Genomic DNA, 20257 nt, shown 5'->3' on the forward strand with positions numbered 1-20257 from the left:
TTCTTGTTTGGTTACTATTTCCAGCACTGTTCCACGGTCTTTCCACTGCCAGTTCGGCCCTTAGTGCCGAGAGCGGTAAGGGTTAGATTGCCACATTGCCCATCCCCGATTTCCTGCGCTGCCGTCAGCGTGTAGCCGCCGTCTCCGGCGGCAGTGCTAATGGTCATCTTGTAGTAGCCGTTTTCAGACGCCACTTTTTTGGTGCCGCTGTCTGTATTCCTCAAGGCCAGAAGAGCAATGTCGTTATTGTCAGTAACGTAACGGCTGTTCTGCGCATAAAAGCGCTCTTGGCGAGTGGCGGCTTCAATAAGTAGTGCATGCCCTTCCGAGCGCTTGCTCCTAGTTATGTACTCTAGGTAGTTCGGAGTGGCGATGGCGGCAAGTATGCCGATTATCGCGACAGCTAACATGAGCTCGATGAGAGTGAATCCCGCAATTCGAGTTTTGCCTTTCATTGCAATTCCTCAGGAACAATATGCCAACTTTGGCGGCCGCTGCTATTAGGGTCGTCACCAACCGTTCCAGGGTCACTGGCACCTGCGCTACCATAAACCTTGTTCCCTGGTGCGAGTGTAAACCCTCCGACTGCAGGGAAGCGAACGCCGGAAACAACATCCTTCGAAGTCCCGTAAGTGTCTTTCGAGCTAACGATTTTGTCGTTATTCAGATCTAGTACGTTGTAATCAGTTCTGCCGCCAGTATGGGCGTCTATACCGTAAAGCCATGTGTCGGCACCTGCTTTGCACGGGTCCTGATTTGGCGTCAAACTGCTTGTGAAGAGCGTTCTGCCCCGTGCCGCCATGTTGTTGACCACCATTTCTCCTGTCAGTGTTTGTGCACCAGAAGTATTTTCTACCGCGAGATCAAGGGCCCAACCCCACGTTTTTACGTTTTCGTCCTTGAGCATGTACTCAGGATCAATGGGGCCGCTCGGGTTGGGGGCTGTATACCAGAGAATGCTTTCGCTGCTCAGCAAGCGAATATCACTGACCGCACTTTGCTGTTCATCGCCAATAGTTACACCATTAGCTTGAGTAGTGAATTTCTGCTTCTGCAGTCGGCTGCGCTGGGATGCCAAGAGGCTTGAGGCCGATGTAGTTTGGCGTTTGGTCTTCCTGTCCCATATCCCATACAGCGACATTGAACGACTGGTATCTACGTTGGCATCACTGCTCTCAAAATATTTTCCTGTACCTATCAAGACTAGGTAGCCATATCCAGTTGGGTGGCGAACCAAGGAGGGCTGAATAGTGATAGCCTGTCTTTTTTGCTGGCCCGACTTTGAATCCCTCGCAGTAAAGATAGGTTTATCTCCGTAAGCAATTTTGAAGTCATTTACCGTTGTGGCTGCGACTTCGGGAAGCTTCCGGCTGAACGGGTCAGTAGCAGTGCTTGAGGCGTTAGTGGGCAGTAGGTCAAAGCGCCACAAATTACCCTGCAGGTCTCCGGCATACGCGTAGTCAACAACTCCATCACCGTTATTGTCGGCTCCACGTACGCTGGAAAGGCCGTTTGGTAATGTGACACCAGACTCTACAACCGCAGGCACAGTAAGTTTCTTTAAGAGTGTCCCTTTCTTGATATCAATAACCATAAGCGAAGCTTTGTCACTGGTGCTGTTATAGCCATTTCCCATAAGCACCGCCCACTGCCCCGAATGTAGTCGGGTAATTTCCGGCTGAGCGAATGTGAAACCCAGATCGCTATCGGAGGTCGAATCGAACTCCCATAGTAGTTTTATATTTTCCGGATCTGTGATGTCCAACGCAAACAGGGCTTTCCCACCTGCGCGCAGAGTGCCAATCAGAACAGTGCGCCATCCCTCGTTTGTTGCATCGCCAAAATATATATCACGTACAACAGGCGAGCCATCTACAAAGAAACGATGTTCGCCGCCCTTGTAGTTTTGCCCGGTTAGCCTGTATAGATTTTTTATTACTTCAGTTGGGATGTAGGCAAATTCTTCTTTGCCGCTAGCTGCGTTGAATCCGTGCAGCATGCCGTCGTTGCCACCCACATAAATCATTTCTTTGCGTTTGGATTTATGGTTGGCTTCTCTAAATTTCGAATAGCTTTGATAGCCTGAGCGATTGCCGTCAGGGTTTTCGATGGCGTCCGCCAAATAAGAAAGATAACTGGGTGTTCCTACTACAACCGGACTGGAGTTGATGATGTCGCCTAGTATCGTGCTACGCTTTCTGAATTTGGTCGTATCCGTACCTTCATTGCTTCTATCGCCTCTGATATAAGCGACTCGATTTTGCCCGCGACTATCGGTGGTTCCTGCAATTAAACTCTCGGGGTTCAGGTTGAGAAACGATTGAAAGGTGCTGCCAAGATTGCTCCATGTGAACTCTTTGAATCCAGTGGTGCTGTTGTTTGCATCTTTCATGAAAACTTTTCGGGTGCTGGCGCTTATGCTCTGGTTAGCGGTTTTTGCACTCCACTTGGCTTCTTGGTCCCCGTTACTGCTAATCAAAGTTTTTACGAGCTCACCACTCCAGTCTTCACTGGAAAACTGTGTCGCATATACGTTGCTCTGAATGCTATTGCTATCGGCATCAGAAACAAATGATGCTGAAACTGCAGGTCTTGCTGCAGAAGTGGTTCGGTCAGAAATTCGGTTCAAAATATCTTTAAATGCATTAACCATATCTTCGGGGCTGTCAACGCTAAAAAATTCACCGCGAGAGTTTATGGCTGCATGCCAAAGGTCATATACGTTGTTTGCGCTGCCGCTGCCGGCGGCGGGCCATGCTTTGGCGCCGCTGACCAAGTTATCATAACCCGTGCCGCCAAATGTCCCCTTCAATGGGTCCCATTCAAGACCGGGCTGCACTAGGGAATTCGTAAGGCCAAGCCCCATTACGAAGTTGACCATATGCTGCCAAGTGGCGGGGTTGTTACGGGGGTCCCAGTAGTCACTGTCTGCATTATTGCTCTTGAAGGGATAATAGGGCTGCAGTCCATTGTCTAAGCCAGAATTTAAGTCCGTTGCCCAATAGTGCATGGCGAGATCGGCAAACGTTTGAGTCGTAGAGTCGGAAAACGGTTTGGTGGAGTTTTTGTATGCTGTGTTGTCAGGGAGTGAGAAGTTTACATCGTCAGATCGTAGGGTGTTACTTGGTGCGGTATAGGAGTCGTTCCACATGCCATCTGTCATCACAATGTGATAACTAGGGCGGCAGGAGTAAGTATTGCCAGCGTTGTTGCTTTGGCTCGAATCATTTGGATATTTTTGCCACGCGGTCGCTGATTTAAGAAACTCGCCGGCACGGCGAATGCCCTGGCGCAAATATGTGCTTTGATCGAAAAAAGGATCTTGGAGATATGAGAATAGTTGGCCCTTTTGCGGCGCGTTGTATTCTCTGAATTTGTTGTCCTTGCAGTTGGTGTTGCTCCCATCGAACGATGTGCATTTTCCTAAGCCCTGCCAAGTTATACGGACGGACTGGGGGAGTTCTGCAAAGGCAATTTGTGCAGCGCTCAAAGTGGCCAGCGCTCTATTTCTATAAAAGGAGTACCAGATGGCAAAGTTCTGTCGTTCATCTTTACCTACGGCACTGTCGTCTGTACGGATTTCTCCTGATGTGGTTGAAACAAATACGGGTTTGTAGCAGTTTTCGTCGGCTCTTCTATTGGTGGCGATAGTAGTACAGCTAGGGAGCGCTTCGTCGTAAAGGTAGTAGTATGCTTGTGTTGCGGTCGATCTTAGATCGGTTGTTGATCTGATTGTATATGTTGAGTTTGAGCGGCTGCAGGTTAGTGCGGTAATGGTTGCGGGTGCGCTAACGATGGTGGCTGTGCAGTTTGTGTTGGAAATTCGATTTATTTTAAATTTAATATTGTTGAAAATAATTTCGCTGGAAGATTGGCCGTTAGTGAGCGTTTGGTTTGTTGTGGTGTCTAAATAGAAGTCAGGGGTTGGGTTGTACGCATAGCGACTGGAGGTGTTGCTGAAACCGTACTGAGTCGTAGACTGTAACGTGTCTTTTGGGTTGTATGCCCAAGTTGCGCGATAACCATTATTCAGGTTGAAGGAGCCACGGCCTGGGTTCATACCATTGTGGTACGCGGTGGTGAAGCTGGTACTGAACGGTGTGGTAGAGAGTGCGCCACTTGTTTCGTATTTTGGCGGAATACGGTAGGTGATGGCGGGGTTGTAGCTCATCGGGTTGAAGTATGCAGCCTTGGCTCGGCGCGTGCTGTGTAGATTGTCGATACTGTCTGGGACGAATGCCCACACCATGCTGCCTGAGTCATCAAGGGTCAGGATTAGATTGGGGGCGACAGTTTCGCTCAGGATGAGTGGTGTTTGGCTGATGTTCAACACGGCGGCATTGGCTGGCAGTGACGCGCCGAAGTAAATTCCGAAGAGTACGGCGCTCGCCAGAGATTTTTCTAGGCTGTTTGAGAGCTTCATATGGTGCTCCTGAGTGGGGCGGCAATTACCTTAATTACTTTCAATTCGACCTTTCGAATCAATTGCGACAGTTGAGCGAATAGCGGAAGAAAGGTCGTTGTTGGTGGCGATGCCATTGACCTCATAGCGAAATATTCCGATGCCGAGAATCATGTTGCCATATTCGGGGTTCTCAGTTTCGCCTTGACTACTCCCCGATGGGGCTGGTTGTGCGTACCATTGAGCGGCACCAAAAAGGGTTGTTCCATCATTGGGTGAATAAACCTGAACATTTGATTTGTCCACGGCGTATTCTGGTTCTCTATTTAGTAGGCAAAGCTTCTTTGTGGCGATGTTTTCGCAGTTGTCGCTTGGCTCTTGGGGGCCGCGCTCCGTAGTTCTTCTTTCACCATCACGGAGTGCAGACTCGGCGACTGTGAGCAATTGTTTGTTTTCGATCATGTTGCCTGTGATCTTGGCTTCCAATGAGATTTCACGCATGTTAGATATCGCAAGGGCTGTTATCACCAAGAGAAATACGAGGGCGATTACAAGGCTTACACCATTTTGTGTATTGAGATTTTTGATCTGATAGGCGCGCGTCATGGCATCAAGTTCCGTATGCTGGAGCTGCTTGAAAGCATGGTGTATAGCTTGTGATCTGTTGGCTCATTACCAAACCAATGCTTGTAAGCCATGCTGCTATTGCTCTTTGTTATTTCGTTGGTGCTTGTGGCAAGTATAGAAAATTGAATGGCTCTTATCGTTCTTCCGTCTTCCGGGTCTGCTGAGTATTCAGAGATCTTTTTCTCGTCTCCAGAGTTGAATCCGTACTCGAAGCGAATGGCTGCGATATTGGTAGCTATGACCACGCCCCTGCAGGTCAGGTTTAAAGTGGAGTCTCCATTATCTTGTAGGGTGAAAACCTCTGTGACGGGGTCCGCCTTGAGGTAAGGTTTGGTTGGAATATTATTAATATCGTTTCCATCACAGGTTTTGGCGTTGGTGAAGGCGGGTTGGTAGCGTATGCAAAATGAAGAGTCATCAACTTTTTTTACGGTTTGGCCGGCACTCATGTTTCCGCAGTCAGCGGTTGCCGGGAATGCTGATTCGAATGTTTCGTCAGGGCGTCGGCGATAACCGGTTTTAGAGAGTTGCTGGTCGATGATCAGGATGGAAAATCGAGCGTTCTCGATGTTGTTACCCTGGCCCTGCTGGAATAGGTAGTTTTCTTTGTTGTCGAGATATACTTGTGTAACGCCAAGGATAAGAAAGCTACTAATCAGTAGGGCGACCATGAGCTCAATCATGGAGATGCCTGTTTGCTTATGCATATTTATAGCTCTCCGCGTAATCTGAAGCGACAGATGCTTAGGTCTTCGTCTGCTGCGGCATTGGCATCTAGGCATCCATCACCGCTTGCGCGCCACGCCAACTGTACTTCCAATGCCCTGCCGGTAGCGCAGCTGCCTGGGTTTTTTGAGCGACATGCGTAAAACTCATCTTTCAGTGCTAGGGCGTCAGGTAGCAGTAAGTGGACTTTATTGGCCCAGCAAGTAAGTTGCTTTGCTGTGTCGCTTATTTCGGTTGGTGTGCTTGTGTCGCAATCACCTGCTGCCGGCAGTTCACTCAATATGTAGCCATCGAGATTTTCACTGTTTGCACGAGCAAGCTCCATGTATTCGCTTGCGAGCATCGCTGCGTTGTTTCTCTGGACGGAGTCTTGGGTGTATTGGATCCCGCGCCCCTGCATCGCTACCAGCCCCAAAATTCCAATGGTCAGGAGGATAAGTGTGACCATTACTTCAATTAGGCTGAAACCTCGGCTTATATGGTTATTCATCTGTCGAGCAGTCCTGAAGTAGGGTGGTGTTGTCGCTCTTTCTCCCGCGGGGATGGAGAGTAACGCTGCCACTAGGGAGAATGCCTATAAGGTAAGCAAAGGCGGGGTTTTCATCCGGACGACAAACGATAAGCCTCATTGAACTGGCTGAGCCATTTGAGGCGTATGTAATATTAATCGGGCCGCTTGCTTTAATGGTTGCGTGCGCAGGATTGAATTCTTCAATTCTAATCGGGGTTGCTCCTGCAGTTACTGTCCAAGTGTTTCCAGCGCTTGTTACGCCAACAGTGGTTCGTCTTACGACGGCCTGGCTACGTGCGTACTGCAGTAAGCTATTCAATGTTTGAGCTTGAGCTTGCACCTGGTTGTTGCGGATCAGTCCGGCGAAATTCGGGATGGCGATGCCAACCGCTATCGACAAGAGTGCCAAGGCGATCATCAGCTCAATAAGGCTGAATCCGCGCGTGTCGGAATGGGGCGACATGGTGTGCTCCTTATGGATTTCTGAGCGCATATTCCGTTTCAAGGTCTAGCTTGTCTGCTTGTGATTGACGGTTGGTTTGCAGGCTCCGACGACTGGTTGGGGTACCGACGGTTAGGGGCATTTTTTGGAGAGAGATTGGTTTTCTGCTCGAGTGCCGTTACGTACTCTGCCTTGACGGTTCAGGACCAGCTGCCACGAAACGGAGCCGTTATGACACTGATAGAAGCGCCCATTGCCGGTGGGGCTAGTGCCATTGGAGTGAAATCGAATTTTTCCTTCGAAGCCAGCCCAGAGGAGTGCGTTCAGGCTGGGCTGTTGCACCGCTTCTAGCATTTCCTGACTATCTGCGATGCGTGACATCCAGCCCAAGCGCCAGTCATTACCGCATTTCAATGTATTTGTGAGTGGGCAGAAATCCACGCGAGTGTTTCGCAAAATTGCTTGGGCGCGAGCGTGGTTGAGTGAGGCGTGCAGACTGTTGCGCAGCACATCCTGATCGTTCTTAAGTCGCAACGAAGAAAAGGCCGGTAGCGCTATGCTGGCGAAAATGGAGGCGAGTGCGAGTGCAATCATTAGCTCATAGAGGCTAAACGCCTGCTGAGTATGAAGTTTCATCGGTATATTCCCTGATATTGTTCAGCCGTCCTGGCTGCATCTGGTTTAGTCAGGGCAATGGAAATTTGCAAACTTTGGAGGCGTTATGAGTACGGTGCTGATTGTCGGTGGCGGGGCAATTGGCCTCTTGTCTGCTCGTTTTCTGGCTGAGGCCGGGGAGACGGTTACATTGCTCGAGTCCGCGACTATCGGCTCACAGGCCTCTTGGGCTGGAGGGGGAATCGTCTCGCCCCTATACCCGTGGAGGTATGGAGCTGCTGTAAGCGCATTGTCACGTTGGTCTCGGTCGTTTTATCCACATTTGGGTAGTGCTTTAAGTCTGCAGACGGGGATTGATCCCGAAGTTCATGCCACTGGTCTGTATTGGTTGGACTTGGAGGATGAGCCGCAAGCCTTGGCTTGGGCTGATGCTGAGAGCTGTGAGTTGCTTCCTTTCCCCATCTCTTTGGTGACTAAGGAGTTGCCGCAGTTGGGGGCTGGGTTTCAGCGAGCTTTGTTTATGCCTGACATTGCCAATGTGCGTAATCCTCGGCTTCTACGTGCGCTCCGGGCGTCTCTGGATGAGATGCCGAATGTCAGGACTCTCGAAAATCATTCGGTCAGCCGATTTATTGATAATCAGGGGCGAATAGTTGGTGTGCAGACCCAGCATGGTGATCTGCTGGCATCGCGGATACTTGTGGCTGCCGGTGCTTGGAGTGGCGAGCTGGTGAGCACGCTTGGTCTGAACCTTCCTGTCGAACCGGTCAAAGGGCAGATGATCCTCTACAAATGCGCTGAGGATTTCCTTCCCGCGATGGTGCTGGCCAAGGGGCGTTACGCGATTCCGCGGCGTGATGGCCATATCCTGGTAGGCAGTACGCTGGAGCATGTCGGCTTCGACAAGACCCCGACCGATGACGCCTTGCAGAGCCTCAAGGCCTCGGCCGAAGAGTTGCTGCCGGCATTGGCGGATGCCGAGGTGGTCGGGCATTGGGCGGGGTTGCGGCCGGGATCACCGGATGGCATTCCGTTCATTGGCGAGGTGCCCGAATATCCCGGGCTGTGGCTCAACTGCGGGCATTACCGTAACGGGCTGGTACTGGCTCCAGCTTCCTGTGAGTTGCTGAAAAATTTGATGCTAGGTGAAGAACCTATTGTCGATCCGGCGCCCTATTCGCCAGCGGGCCGCTTGGGCTGACGGCTCAGTCGATGCCCAGTTTTTTCAGGCGATAACGCATCGAGCGGAAGGTCAGGCCCAGGCGCTGGGCGGCGGCGGTGCGGTTCCAGCGGGTTTCTTCGAGTGCTTGCATGATCAGCTTGCGCTCGATGTCTTCCAGGTAGTCCTCCAGGTTGTCGATGCTGGCCAGTGAGGCTTCGCCGTCTTCTGCCGAGCAGACGGCATCGGCCAGGCGCAGGTCGCTGGCCTTGATCTGTTCGTCTTCGCAAAGGGTGTGCGCGCGCTCCAGCATGTTTTCCAGCTCGCGCACGTTGCCGGGGAAGCGGTAGCTCTTGAGCTTCTCCAGCGCTTCGCCGGCCAGTTTGGCTGGCGCCTGGCCGGTACCTTCGGAGAGGCGCCGAAGCATGACCTCGGCCAGTTGTGGAATGTCTTCGCGGCGCTCCCTGAGCGGGGGGACGCGCAGCTCGATGACATTCAGGCGGTAGAACAGGTCCTGGCGGAAACGCCCGGCGTTCACTTCGGCGGCCAGGTCCTTGTGGGTCGCACAGAGTACGCGTACGTCGACCACCACTTCCTGCTGCCCGCCGACAGCGCGCACGGCTTTTTCCTGGATCGCGCGCAGCAGTTTCACCTGCATCGCCAGCGGCAGGTCGGCGACTTCATCAAGGAACAGTGTGCCGCCGCCCGCCGCCTGGAACAGGCCCTGTTTGTCTTCGATGGCGCCGGTGAAGCTGCCTTTCTTGTGGCCGAAGAACTCGCTTTCCATCAGCTCGGTCGGAATGGCGCCGCAGTTGACCGGGATGAAGGGGTGGTCGGTGCGCGGCCCCTGTTCGTGGATCAGGCGGGCGACCAATTCCTTGCCGCTGCCGGACTCGCCGCTGATGTACACCGGCGCCTGGCTGCGGGCGAGCTTCTGGATCTGATTGCGCAGGCTGCGCATGGGCGGGGAGTCGCCGAGCAGGCGGTTGTCCACCGGTGCCTCGTCATCGCTGGTCGTGCGAATGCGCAGCGCGGTGGTCACCAGTTCGCGCAGGCGGCCGAGGTCGACTGGCTTGGTCAGGAAGTCGAAGGCGCCGGTTTTGAGGGCGTTGATGGCGGTGTCAAGGCTGCCGTAGGCGGTGATCATCGCCACGGGAACCTGCGGGTAGCGCTGCTGGATGTGTTGGACGATGTCCAGGCCGGTGCCGTCTGGCAGGCGCATGTCGGTCAGGCACAGGTCGAAGGGCTCGCGCGCCAGCCACTCGCGGGCTTCCTTGACGTTGCGCGCGCTGCGCGTATCGAGTTTCATCCGGCCCAGGGTGATTTCCAGAAGTTCGCGGATGTCGGGTTCGTCGTCGACGATCAGGGCGCGTTGCCGGGTGCTCATGGTCAGCTCAACTTGCGTGGATGGGCGAAGGTGATGCGGAAGCAGCTGCCACCGCCGTCACGGGGCAGGTAGTCGAGGCGCGCCTGGTTGCTTTCGCACAGCTCGCGGGAAATATACAGGCCCAGGCCGGTGCCTTTGTTGTCGGTGGTATAGAACGGCTCGAAGACATGCTGCAACTGTTCCGGCGGAATGCCAGGGCCGTCATCGAGTACTTCGAGCATCGGCAGCTCGCTCTCCGGGTCACGGCCGAGCTTCAGCCATACCTGGCCGAGCTGGTGAACCTGTGCACTGTAGCGTAGGCCGTTCTGCACCAGGTTGGTCAGCACCTGGGTCAATTGATGTGGGTCCATGCGTGTTTGCAGGCCACTGCCCTGCGCTTCCAGGTGCAGGGTCTGGTCCAGCGAGGCGGAATTGCGGAACTCGCTGGCGAAACGGTGCAGCCAGTATTTCAGGTCGAGCAGCTGCGGCTCGGCCTGGCGCCGACGCGACAGCTGCAGCACGTTTTCGATGACCAGGTTCATCCGGCGCGAGTGGTCCTGGATGATCTGCGCCAGGCGACGATCCGGCCCTTCCAGGTTTTCCGACTCCTGCAGCAGCTGCGCCGCATGGCTGATGGCGCCGAGCGGGTTGCGGATTTCGTGGGCGATGCCGGCGGTGAGGCGGCCCAGCGAGGCCAGCTTGAGCTGCTGGGCCTGCTGGGTGATCTGCGAAATGTCGTCGAGGAAGATCAGCGTGTGCTGGCTGCCGCCACGTTGCATCGGGATGAAGCTGGGCTGCAGCAGTGGTCCTTCCGGAATCGCCTGCAGGCTTTGTGGGCGCAGTGTCGGGTTGTGCAGCCACTGCTGCAGGCGCTTGACCAACTCCGGACAGTGCGGATCGAGGATCTTGTCGCTCAATTCACCACGACCGAGCAGGACGACCGCGCCCTGGTTGGCCAGCAGCACCCGATGCTGGCTGTCCAGCACCAGAATGCCGGTGCGCATGCGCTGCAGGATCTGTGCGTTGAGTGCTTCCAGGTTGGCCACGTCGGTGGCGCGTTGTTCCGCCAGGCTCTCACTCTGTTGCAGGCGCCGGGTCAGGCCTTGGAGGAAGAAGGCGGCGGCAAAGCACAGCGCACCGAGGGCGCCGGTCTGCACGTATTGCGATGAAGCAGCCGGGTGGCTCAGGCTGAGGTAGAAGGTCGAGTAGATCATGCCGATTGCTGCCGCAGCGGCGATCACCAGGCCGATGCGTCCGCGCAGCAGGATGTTGGCAATGGCCACGGCGATGATCAACAGCACGCCGGTGCCGCTTGGTGCGCCTCCCGCGGCGTAGAACAAGGCCGAGAGCAGGCTTACGTCTACCAGTGCCAGGCTGAAGATCTGCAGCAGGTGGCGTGGGCGCTGCAGCAGCACGGCGATAAGGATGTTGCTGATCAGGTACACCCAGCTGCCGTTGCGGAACAGTTCCACGTGCGCCAGGTCGAGCAGGTCGTTGTCCAGGTCGCTGGAGATCAGCAGGACCATGGCCAGGCCAACGGTCAGGCGATACAGGTGGTACAGGCGCAGGATGCGTCGGCCCTGGGCGCCGCTCATGGACAGGTTTTCGCTATTCACTCCGCTGTGCGCCCTGCGGCAGGTGGGCCTGGCTGCAGTACCAGCCTTGCTGATAGGGCAGGGCACTGGTGCGCGGTACATGCACGCCACATTGACTGCAGCGAACCATCGGCGCTGCGTCCTGCTCGGGCTGCTGGGTAGGGCGTTGCGGCGTCTTGAAGCGGCGCCAGAGCCAGACGGCAGCGCCGATCAGCGCGATCCAGAACAGTAGACGAACCATGGTGTGCTCTCGTATGGGCAGGTCGGCAGTTTAGCCAAGGACCGGGTGGCCGCGCAGCAGTTGCCGCGCCGGCTTGCGCGCTGAGTCCTGCGTATGTTGTTAGCGGACATGAAAAAGGGAGGCCGAGGCCTCCCTTTGGTGTCCGGTGTGGATCAGTCGAACACGCCGAATGTCATGTAGCTGAACCAGGAGCGGTCGCTGCTGTTGCCTTCGGCTTCCTGCTCTTCCTCTTCCAGTTCGGCCTGGTTTTCCGGCTTCAGCTCGTCCGGGATTTCCTGCTCGGCGTCTTCGTACTGGCGAATGACATCCTGGCTGGCGCGGGTTTCGCCGGGCGGCAGCGGGGTGTCGGATTCGATCAGGCCGAGGGTGGCCTTGGCCAGCCAGGAGCGGTTGTCGGCTTCTTCTTCGCGCGGGACGAAGTTGCCATCGACCAGGCTTTCGTGGTCCGGGTAGTTGAGCTTCAGGGTTTCCAGGCTAGTGGCAGCCAGGTCGTCCATTTCCAGACGCTGGTAGGCTTCGGTCATCACTGCCAGGCCGTCACCGACGGATGGGGTTTCCTGGAAGTTCTCCACCACGTAGCGACCGCGGTTAGCGGCGGCGACGTAGGCCTGACGGGTCAGGTAGTAGTGGGCGACGTGGATTTCATAGGCAGCCAGCAGGTTGCGCAGGTAGACCATGCGCGCCTTGGCGTCCGGTGCGTAGCGGCTGTTGGGGTAGCGGCTGGTCAGCTGGGCGAATTCGTTGAACGAGTCGCGCGCGGCGCCCGGGTCACGTTTGGTCATGTCCAGCGGCAGGAAGCGCGCCAGCAGGCCGCGATCCTGGTCGAACGCGGCCAGGCCCTTGAGGTAGTAGGCGTAGTCCACGCTCGGGTGCTGCGGGTGCAGGCGGATGAAGCGCTCGGCGGCCGACTTGGTGGCCTCTGGCTCCATGTTCTTGTAGTAGGCGTAGATCAGTTCCAGCTGCGCCTGCTCGGCGTAGCGGCCGAACGGGTAGCGCGATTCCAGGGCCTTCAGCTTGGCCACCGCATTGGTGTAGCTGCTGTTGTTGAGATCATCCTGGGCCTGCTGATACAGCGCGGTCTCACTCAGGTTTTCGTCGACTTCCGGCTTGTTGGAAGAGCATGCGGCGGTGAGGGCGAGGATGGCGATCAGCAGCAGGTGTTTCACTTGCATGGCGGCTTGCGTCCCTGTGACGGTCGGCTGTCTTGGCCTGGACCGTCCTGTTATGATGAGCGCCCCGGATCTGCCGGGACAAAGACGCCGTATTTAACCACAGCGTGCAGCCGAAACCAAAAGCTGCACCGCCCTCCGCAGTAGCCCATGTCCGAAGACGCCGATCAGCTCATCCAACTCACCGCCGAAGTGCCGTCCGCACTGGGTGGACAACGCCTCGACCAGGTCGCCGCCCAGCTGTTCGAGGAGTACTCGCGCTCGCGCCTGTCCGGCTGGATCAAGGATGGCCGCCTCACCGTCGACGGTGCCGTGCTGCGCCCGCGCGACATCGTCCACTATGGCGCAGTGCTGCTGTTGCAGGCGGAGCAGGAAGCCCAAGGCGAATGGGTGGCGCAGGACATTGCGCTGGACATCGTCTACGAAGACGAACACCTGCTGGTGATCAACAAGCCGGCCGGGCTGGTCGTGCACCCGGCCGCCGGGCATGCCGATGGCACCCTGCTCAACGCCTTGCTGCACCACGTGCCGGACATCATCAACGTGCCGCGTGCCGGCATCGTCCACCGCCTGGATAAGGACACCACCGGCCTGATGGTGGTGGCCAAGACCCTGCAGGCGCAGACCAAACTGGTCGACCAGCTGCAGAAGCGCAGCGTCAGCCGCATCTATGAATGCATCGTCATCGGCGTGGTCACCGCCGGTGGCAAGATCGATGCGCCGATTGGCCGCAGCTCGGCCAATCGCCAGCGCATGGCGGTGCTCGACGGCGGCAAGCCGGCCATCACCCATTACCGCGTGCTGGAGCGTTTCCGCTCGCATACCCACGTGCGGGTCAAGTTGGAAACCGGCCGTACCCACCAGATTCGCGTGCACATGACCCATGTCGGCTTCCCGCTGGTGGGCGACCCGTTGTACGCCGGGCGTTTCCGCATTCCGCCAGCGGCCAGCCCGACACTGGTGCAGACGCTCAAGGAATTCCCGCGTCAGGCGCTGCATGCGCGCTTCCTCGAGCTGGAGCACCCGGCCACCGGTCAGCGCATGAAATGGGAGTCGCCACTGCCGGATGACCTGGTGTGGATGCTCAGCCTGCTGCGCCAGGACAACGAATCCTTCGTCTGATGAATGCCGACTGGCTGTTGCCCGACTGGCCGGCGCCGGCCACTGTGCGTGCCTGCATCACTACCCGTGACGGTGGCTTCAGCCAGGCGCCGTTCGACAGCCTCAACCTCGGTGACCATGTCGAGGACGACCCGCGCGCCGTGGCGCAGAACCGCCAGCACCTGATAGCTCGCCTGCAGTGCCAGCCCGCCTGGCTCAGCCAGGTGCATGGCAGCCGGGTGGTCGAGGCGAACCCGCAGCGCGTGGATCAAGCCGATGCCAGCTGGAGCTCGACGCCGGGTATTGCCAGCGCCGTGCTGACCGCCGATTGTCTGCCGGCATTGTTCTGCGACCGGGCTGGCACTCGCGTCGCCGCTGCGCATGCGGGCTGGCGTGGCCTCGCTGGCGGCGTGCTGGAAGCCACGCTGGCCACGCTGGACGTGCCGGCAGACGAGGTGCTGGTCTGGCTTGGCCCGGCGATCGGCCCCGCCGCCTTCGAGGTCGGCGCCGAGGTGCGCGAGACGTTCGTCGCCAGCCATCCGCAAGCCGGCGCGGCCTTCCTGCCGGGCATTGCCCCTGGCAAGTTCATGGCCGACATCTATGCGCTGGCACGCATCCGCCTGGCTGCGCAGGGCGTCACCCGGGTCTACGGTGGTGGCTTCTGCACCGTCAGCGATCCGCGCTTCTTCTCCTACCGCCTCGCTGCGCGCACCGGGCGCTTCGCCTCGCTGATCTGGTTGGCCGACTGACCTGTATCAAGGTCGTCGCGCTTGAATCACGGAAAACTGTCCTCATCTAGTCTTCATCCCGCGGGCTTTTCGTTTTCAGGGGCGCTCATCGCTCCGGCCCGCGAACACGAGGAAGGACACAACCATGCGAATCGACCGTTTAACCAGCAAGCTACAGCTTGCGCTTTCCGATGCCCAATCCATTGCCGTGGGTCTCGACCATTCGGCCATCGAGCCCCTGCACCTGCTGCAGGCTTTGCTGGAGCAGCAGGGCGGTTCGATCAAACCGCTGCTGATGCAGGTCGGCTTCGACGTCAACGCCCTGCGCCAGGCGCTGACCCAGGAGCTCGATCACCTGGCGAAAATCCAGAACCCCACCGGTGACGTCAATCTGTCTCAGGATCTGGCACGCCTGCTCAACCAGGCCGACCGCCTGTCGCAGCAGAAGGGCGATCAGTTCATCTCCAGCGAGCTGGTGCTGCTCGCGGCGATGGACGAGAACACCAAACTGGGCAAGTTGCTGCTGGCTCAGGGCGTTTCCAAGAAGGCGCTGGAAAACGCCATTTCCAACCTGCGCGGCGGCCAGGCGGTGAACGACCCTAATGTCGAGGAATCGCGCCAGGCGCTGGACAAGTACACCGTCGACCTCACCGCGCGTGCCGAAGAGGGCAAGCTCGATCCGGTGATCGGTCGTGACGACGAGATCCGTCGGACCATCCAGGTCCTGCAGCGTCGCACCAAGAACAACCCGGTGCTGATCGGCGAGCCTGGCGTCGGCAAGACCGCCATCGCCGAAGGCCTGGCGCAGCGCATCGTCAATGGCGAAGTGCCCGATGGGCTCAAGGACAAGCGTCTGCTGTCGCTGGACATGGGGGCATTGATCGCCGGCGCCAAGTTCCGCGGCGAGTTCGAGGAACGCCTGAAAGCGCTGCTCAACGAACTGTCCAAGCAGGAAGGCCGCATCATCCTGTTCATCGACGAGCTGCACACCATGGTCGGCGCCGGCAAGGCCGAGGGCGCGATGGACGCCGGCAACATGCTCAAGCCGGCCCTGGCTCGCGGCGAGCTGCACTGCGTCGGCGCGACCACGCTGGACGAGTACCGCCAGTACATCGAGAAGGACGCGGCGCTGGAGCGGCGTTTCCAGAAGGTGTTGGTCGACGAGCCGAGCGAGGAAGACACCATCGCCATCCTGCGTGGCCTCAAGGAGCGTTACGAGGTGCACCACAAGGTGACCATCACCGACGGCGCGATCATCGCGGCGGCCAAGCTCTCGCACCGCTACATCACCGACCGTCAGCTGCCGGACAAGGCCATCGACCTGATCGACGAGGCCGCCAGCCGCATCCGCATGGAGATCGACTCCAAGCCCGAGGCGCTCGATCGCCTGGAGCGGCGCTTGATCCAGCTTAAGGTCGAGCGCGAGGCGCTGAAGAAGGAGGACGACGAGGCGGCGCTCAAGCGCCTGGAAAAACTCAAGGAGGACATCGCGCGCCTGGAGCTGGAGTACGCCGACCTTGAGGAAATCTGGAAATCGGAAAAGGCCGAGGTGCAGGGCTCGGCGCAGATCCAGCAGAAGATCGAGCAGGCCAAGGCCGACCTCGAAGCCGCGCGGCGCAAGTCCGACCTGCAGCGCATGGCCGAGCTGCAGTATGGGGTGATCCCGGATCTGGAGCGCAGCCAGCAGATGGCCGAACAGCACGGCAAGGTGGAAAACCAGCTGCTGCGCAGCAAGGTTACCGACGAGGAGATCGCCGAGGTGGTCTCCAAGTGGACCGGCATCCCGGTGGCGAAGATGCTCGAAGGTGAGCGTGACAAGCTGCTGAAGATGGAAGGCCTGCTGCACCAGCGCGTGATCGGCCAGCACGAGGCGGTCGTTGCCGTGGCCAACGCCGTGCGTCGCTCGCGTGCCGGTCTGGCCGACCCGAATCGCCCCAGCGGCTCGTTCCTCTTCCTCGGCCCGACCGGGGTGGGCAAGACCGAGCTGTGCAAGGCGCTGGCCGAATTCCTCTTCGATACCGAAGAGGCGATGGTGCGCATCGACATGTCCGAGTTCATGGAGAAGCACTCCGTGGCGCGGCTGATCGGTGCGCCGCCCGGCTATGTCGGTTACGAGGAAGGCGGCTACCTGACCGAGGCGGTGCGGCGCAAACCCTACGGCGTGGTGCTGCTCGACGAGGTGGAGAAGGCGCACCCGGATGTCTTCAACATTCTCCTGCAGGTGCTCGAGGATGGTCGCCTGACCGACAGCCACGGGCGTACCGTGGATTTCCGCAACACCGTGGTGGTGATGACCTCAAACCTCGGTTCGGCGCAGATTCAGGAACTGGTCGGCGATCGTGAAGCGCAGCGCGCGGCGGTGATGGATGCGGTGAGCAGCCATTTCCGTCCGGAGTTCATCAACCGCATCGACGAGGTGGTGGTGTTCGAGCCGCTCGGTCGCGAGCAGATCGCCGGCATCGCCGAAATCCAGCTGCGGCGCCTGCGTCAGCGTCTGGCTGAACGCGAGCTGAACCTGGAGTTGAGTGCCGAGGCGCTGGATAAGCTGATCGCCGTTGGCTACGACCCGGTTTACGGGGCGCGGCCGTTGAAGCGGGCGATTCAGCGTTGGGTGGAGAACCCGCTGGCGCAGTTGATCCTGGCCGGCTCGTTCGGTCCGGGTGTGACCGTTCACGGGCGGGTGGAGGGCGACGAAATCGTCTTCGTCTGACCGCGTAGAACGAAACGCCCCGCACGGCCTGGCCGTGCGGGGCGTTTTTGTGTCCGGCCTTTGCGTCAGAGGCGTTGCAGCACGGTATTCAGCGCTTCGCTCTGGTCGTCGGCCAGGTCGATGATATGGAAACCGCTCCAGCCATGCTGGCCATCGGCGCCGGGGCGGCTCCACAGGCAATCGGCACCTAGGCGGATCTCGTCGATGCCGTTGACCGAGTCCACCAGCACCAGGCGGCACTCGAACACGGCATCGGCTTCCAGTGGCGTTTCGCTGAACAGCATGAAGCCGTCCGCCGAGAGGTCAACGACCCGGCCCAGGCGGCGTCCGGAGTGGAGGTCGAAAACCTCCATGCTCAACTCGGTGGCGTGACGACTGTGCTGGCGGCGGTCATCGTCCATTCGGGGTTCTCCCTTGATCGACTTCATTGGCGCGCCCGGTGAAGCGTTGCAAGACGCGGTAGATGGCACCCAATGCGCGATCCACCAGTGGCGCGCCGTGCTCCGGAGCGATGATGCGTGCCTGGCCTTGCTCCATTTCCCGGGCCAGTTGCTTGATCGGTTTGACCGCGACGCGTTGCCCGCTGCGGTCGACGAACATGTAGTTGTGTGTGGTCGGGCTGAACCAGGATAGCTTGAGCGCGCGGGTTTCCTGGCCGTCGACGAATTCGAACCAGGTGCCGAACTCGAGGTTGCCCAGTTCCTTAATCAGCATCTGCAGGCGGGCGGACAGGGTTTCAGTCGGCTGCTGGGGCACGATCAGCGCGGCATCTTCGCCGAGCATGGCGCCCAGCGGGCTCTCCGGCAGCTTGGCCTTGATCTGTGCGGCGATCTGCGGCTGCTGCGCCTGTACCGCGTGCTGGCAGGCGACAATATCCTGCAGCAGGCGGCGCACGCCGTCTTCGTGGTAGCCGCCAAGGAGTTCCAGGCCTTTGCGCAGCTCGTCGAGCAGGCCTACACGCATGCTCTGCAGGCGCTCGCGCCCTTCGCTGTCGAGCACCGTGCCGCTCCAGGCCAGCTGGTCGGCCACCTTGGCGGCCTGCTGCCATTCGCTGCTGCGCTCGCCATGACGCAGGAGGACGAACACCAGCACGTCGGTCCAGGTCAGTTCGAGGAAGTTGCGGATGATGCTCGGTACGTTGCGCGTCTTCAGTGCGGCATGGATCACGTCCACCGCGTGCTGGCGTGCGCCGAGCAGCTTGTCGCGGCCCTTGGCGGCTTCCACCGCGCGACGTTCGCGCAGTTCGACCTTGTGCCGCAGGGTGGCGACATGTTCGTTGAATTCGTCGAGCAGGCTCTCGAACAGCTGCAGGTCACCGGTGAAACCGTGGATCACCCGCTCGACCACCCAGTGCATTTTCGCCAGCAGGCCGCGCTCGTCCCCTTCGCTGCCGTAGAGCACGCCGGCCTGGGCCATGGCATTGAGCAGTCGCCGTGCCGGGTGGTGGTGCTGGGTGAACAGCGCCTTGTCCTGCAGCGCGACGCGCAGGTAAGGCGTGTGCAGGTGGGAGAGGGCGGTCTTGCAGGTGTCCGGCAGGTTGTCGTCATCGAGGATGAAATCGAACAGCATGCCGACCAGGTCGATGACATCGGTTTCCTGGTCCGAGAGCTTTTGCTGGCCCGGATGCTGGCTGTGGGTTTCCAACTGCTGCTGCAGGTCGGACTTGAGCACGTCGACCGCCTGCGGCTTCTGCAGGCGCAGGGCCAGGTCATGGGCCGATAGTTGCTGCAGGCGGTTGAGGGCGTCGAGCAGTTCATTGGCGCTGTAGGTGCTGGTGGCGGTGCGCGGCGCGAAACTGGCGATGCTGCGCGTGCCGCCCAGCAAGGGTGCGTCGGCATCACGCTGACGGTGTTCGCTGAGCAGTGCGGCCAGGCCGCCGAGCAGTTGGCCTGGGTCGATGGGCGGCGGGCCGTTGAGGTCGCTCGGCGCCTGGATCACTGGTGCGGGCGTGTCGGCTATCGGTCCGCGTGGCGCCGGGGCGGCATGCGAGGTACCGCCGGAGGTGCTTGCGACTTCAGGTGGCGCGCTGCTGCCGGGGCTGGTGCTGGGGGGGCGTTGTGCGGCTTCCTTGCGTAGCGCGCTGTATTTCAGGTTGGGCAGGATGCCGGCTTCGATCAGGCGTTTGTTCAGCGCTTCATATAAAGGGTCGAGGCTCTGCATCACGTGCTGGTCGAACAGCATGTACAGAATGACCTTGATCCGCAGCGGGAACGGGTGTGGCGCCAGGGCTTCACGGAAGGTGCGGGCGACAGCCTGCGGGCCGAACGGGTTGCTCTCCTCGCCGAGTTTCTGGCCGTTGTTGAGCAGCGCCAGGCGCTGGTCGAGGGCAAACAGGGCCTGCGCGCTGCGCGCCTTGACCCGATTGACCATGTTGATTACCTGCAGGCTTTCCTCGTAGTCCTCGTTCTGCACCAGGGACATTTCTTCGGCATCCAGTTCGCGTGCGACCTCCGCGATGTTCTGTTTGCCCTCCAGGAAGTCGGAGAAATTCTGCGCGATCTGCTGGTGATAGCTGCGCTCGATGTGCGGGCGCTGTTTGCGGATCTCGCGCATGTTGTCGAAGAACAGCGTCTGCACACGGTTGTTCTCGGCCTTTTCCGCGCAGTCGAACAGGGTGTCGTCGACCTGGCCGAACAGGCCGGTCAGGTGCTCGGCCAGGCGATTCATCGCCAGCTTGCGGCAGTCCTGCACCAGTTCACCGAAGCGTGGCTGAATGCCGCGGCTGGCTATCGCCGAAACGGGTTTGGAGGGAGTGGACGGTTTGTCCGGGGCGCTCATCGGTGATCCTGTGCGCGCTAGACGTGTCGCGCAGCTAATAGAGGGTACTCAGGTAATAGACATATAGTAGCTCGGAGCGATGCTGCA

At 58.8% G+C, this 20257-nt stretch carries 17 protein-coding genes; 4 read left to right on the forward strand and 13 right to left on the reverse strand.

Translation table 11 applies throughout. The features are described 5' to 3' along the window. Positions 1-14: 14 nt before the first annotated feature. From IB229_RS20510 to IB229_RS20540, 7 genes are all read right to left on the reverse strand, one after another. Entirely contained in the window at positions 15-455 is a 441-nt protein-coding gene (locus IB229_RS20510) for a type IV pilin protein (protein WP_192331794.1), read from the reverse strand. Then, entirely contained in the window at positions 452-4423 is a 3972-nt protein-coding gene (locus tag IB229_RS20515) for a pilus assembly protein (protein ID WP_192331795.1), read from the reverse strand. The genes IB229_RS20510 and IB229_RS20515 overlap by 4 nt, the downstream gene beginning before the upstream one ends. Positions 4424-4453: 30 nt before the next feature. Then, a complete protein-coding gene (locus IB229_RS20520) occupies positions 4454-5008 on the reverse strand; it encodes a PilX N-terminal domain-containing pilus assembly protein (protein ID WP_192331796.1) in 555 nt (184 codons plus the stop codon). After that, positions 5005-5736 (reverse strand): PilW family protein, encoded by a 732-nt coding sequence (locus tag IB229_RS20525; protein ID WP_192331797.1) that lies wholly within the window; start codon positions 5734-5736, stop codon positions 5005-5007. Before IB229_RS20525 ends, IB229_RS20520 begins: the two co-directional genes overlap by 4 nt. A 2-nt stretch (positions 5737-5738) precedes the next feature. Next, entirely contained in the window at positions 5739-6245 is a 507-nt protein-coding gene (gene pilV / locus IB229_RS20530) for a type IV pilus modification protein PilV (RefSeq protein ID WP_192331798.1), read from the reverse strand. Further along, positions 6238-6729: a GspH/FimT family pseudopilin gene (locus IB229_RS20535; RefSeq protein WP_192331799.1), complete on the reverse strand. Its 492-nt coding sequence runs from the start codon at positions 6727-6729 to the stop codon at positions 6238-6240. The genes pilV and IB229_RS20535 overlap by 8 nt, the downstream gene beginning before the upstream one ends. Before the next feature lie 111 nt (positions 6730-6840). Beyond that, positions 6841-7344 carry a GspH/FimT family pseudopilin gene (locus IB229_RS20540; protein WP_192331800.1) on the reverse strand — a complete coding sequence of 168 codons (504 nt, stop codon included), beginning with the start codon at positions 7342-7344 and terminating at the stop codon, positions 6841-6843. Positions 7345-7429: 85 nt separating this feature from the next. Between IB229_RS20540 and thiO the strand changes: the two genes are divergently transcribed. Further along, on the forward strand, positions 7430-8524 hold the full coding sequence (thiO, locus tag IB229_RS20545; protein WP_192331801.1) for a glycine oxidase ThiO: 1095 nt from the start codon (positions 7430-7432) through the stop codon (positions 8522-8524). A 4-nt stretch (positions 8525-8528) separates the two neighbouring features. Here thiO and IB229_RS20550 read toward each other — a convergent pair whose 3' ends face one another. The 4 genes from IB229_RS20550 to IB229_RS20565 all read right to left on the reverse strand — a co-directional run bounded on the left by IB229_RS20550 (position 8529) and on the right by IB229_RS20565 (position 12856). Continuing rightward, positions 8529-9869, reverse strand: a complete 1341-nt coding sequence (locus IB229_RS20550; RefSeq protein ID WP_192331802.1) for a sigma-54-dependent transcriptional regulator — start codon at positions 9867-9869, stop codon at positions 8529-8531. A gap of 2 nt (positions 9870-9871) precedes the next feature. Continuing rightward, a complete protein-coding gene (locus tag IB229_RS20555; RefSeq protein ID WP_225579302.1) occupies positions 9872-11443 on the reverse strand; it encodes an ATP-binding protein in 1572 nt (523 codons plus the stop codon). Positions 11444-11456: 13 nt separating this feature from the next. Then, positions 11457-11684: a PP0621 family protein gene (locus tag IB229_RS20560; protein WP_192331804.1), complete on the reverse strand. Its 228-nt coding sequence runs from the start codon at positions 11682-11684 to the stop codon at positions 11457-11459. A gap of 152 nt (positions 11685-11836) precedes the next feature. After that, entirely contained in the window at positions 11837-12856 is a 1020-nt protein-coding gene (locus IB229_RS20565) for an outer membrane protein assembly factor BamD (RefSeq protein ID WP_192331805.1), read from the reverse strand. A gap of 147 nt (positions 12857-13003) precedes the next feature. On the opposite strand from IB229_RS20565, the gene rluD reads away from it, so the two are divergent. The 3 genes from rluD to clpB all read left to right on the forward strand — a co-directional run bounded on the left by rluD (position 13004) and on the right by clpB (position 17392). Continuing rightward, the gene (rluD, locus tag IB229_RS20570) at positions 13004-13975 is read left to right on the forward strand and encodes a 23S rRNA pseudouridine(1911/1915/1917) synthase RluD (RefSeq protein ID WP_192331806.1); all 972 of its coding nucleotides are present in this window, start codon (positions 13004-13006) and stop codon (positions 13973-13975) included. After that, positions 13975-14703 (forward strand): peptidoglycan editing factor PgeF, encoded by a 729-nt coding sequence (gene pgeF / locus IB229_RS20575; protein WP_192331807.1) that lies wholly within the window; start codon positions 13975-13977, stop codon positions 14701-14703. Before rluD ends, pgeF begins: the two co-directional genes overlap by 1 nt. A 124-nt stretch (positions 14704-14827) precedes the next feature. Continuing rightward, positions 14828-17392 (forward strand): ATP-dependent chaperone ClpB, encoded by a 2565-nt coding sequence (gene clpB, locus IB229_RS20580; protein ID WP_192331808.1) that lies wholly within the window; start codon positions 14828-14830, stop codon positions 17390-17392. 65 nt (positions 17393-17457) lie between these two features. Here the strand turns inward: clpB and IB229_RS20585 are convergent, their stop codons facing one another. Together IB229_RS20585 and IB229_RS20590 are read right to left on the reverse strand one after the other, a co-directional pair. Then, positions 17458-17793, reverse strand: coding sequence for a PilZ domain-containing protein (locus tag IB229_RS20585; RefSeq protein WP_192331809.1), 336 nt, complete (start codon positions 17791-17793; stop codon positions 17458-17460). Beyond that, positions 17783-20170, reverse strand: a complete 2388-nt coding sequence (locus IB229_RS20590) for a DUF1631 domain-containing protein (protein ID WP_192331810.1) — start codon at positions 20168-20170, stop codon at positions 17783-17785. Before IB229_RS20590 ends, IB229_RS20585 begins: the two co-directional genes overlap by 11 nt. Positions 20171-20257 lie beyond the last annotated feature (87 nt).

The sequence above is a fragment of the Pseudomonas sp. PDM14 genome, from assembly GCF_014851905.1.
Lineage (GTDB): Bacteria > Pseudomonadota > Gammaproteobacteria > Pseudomonadales > Pseudomonadaceae > Aquipseudomonas.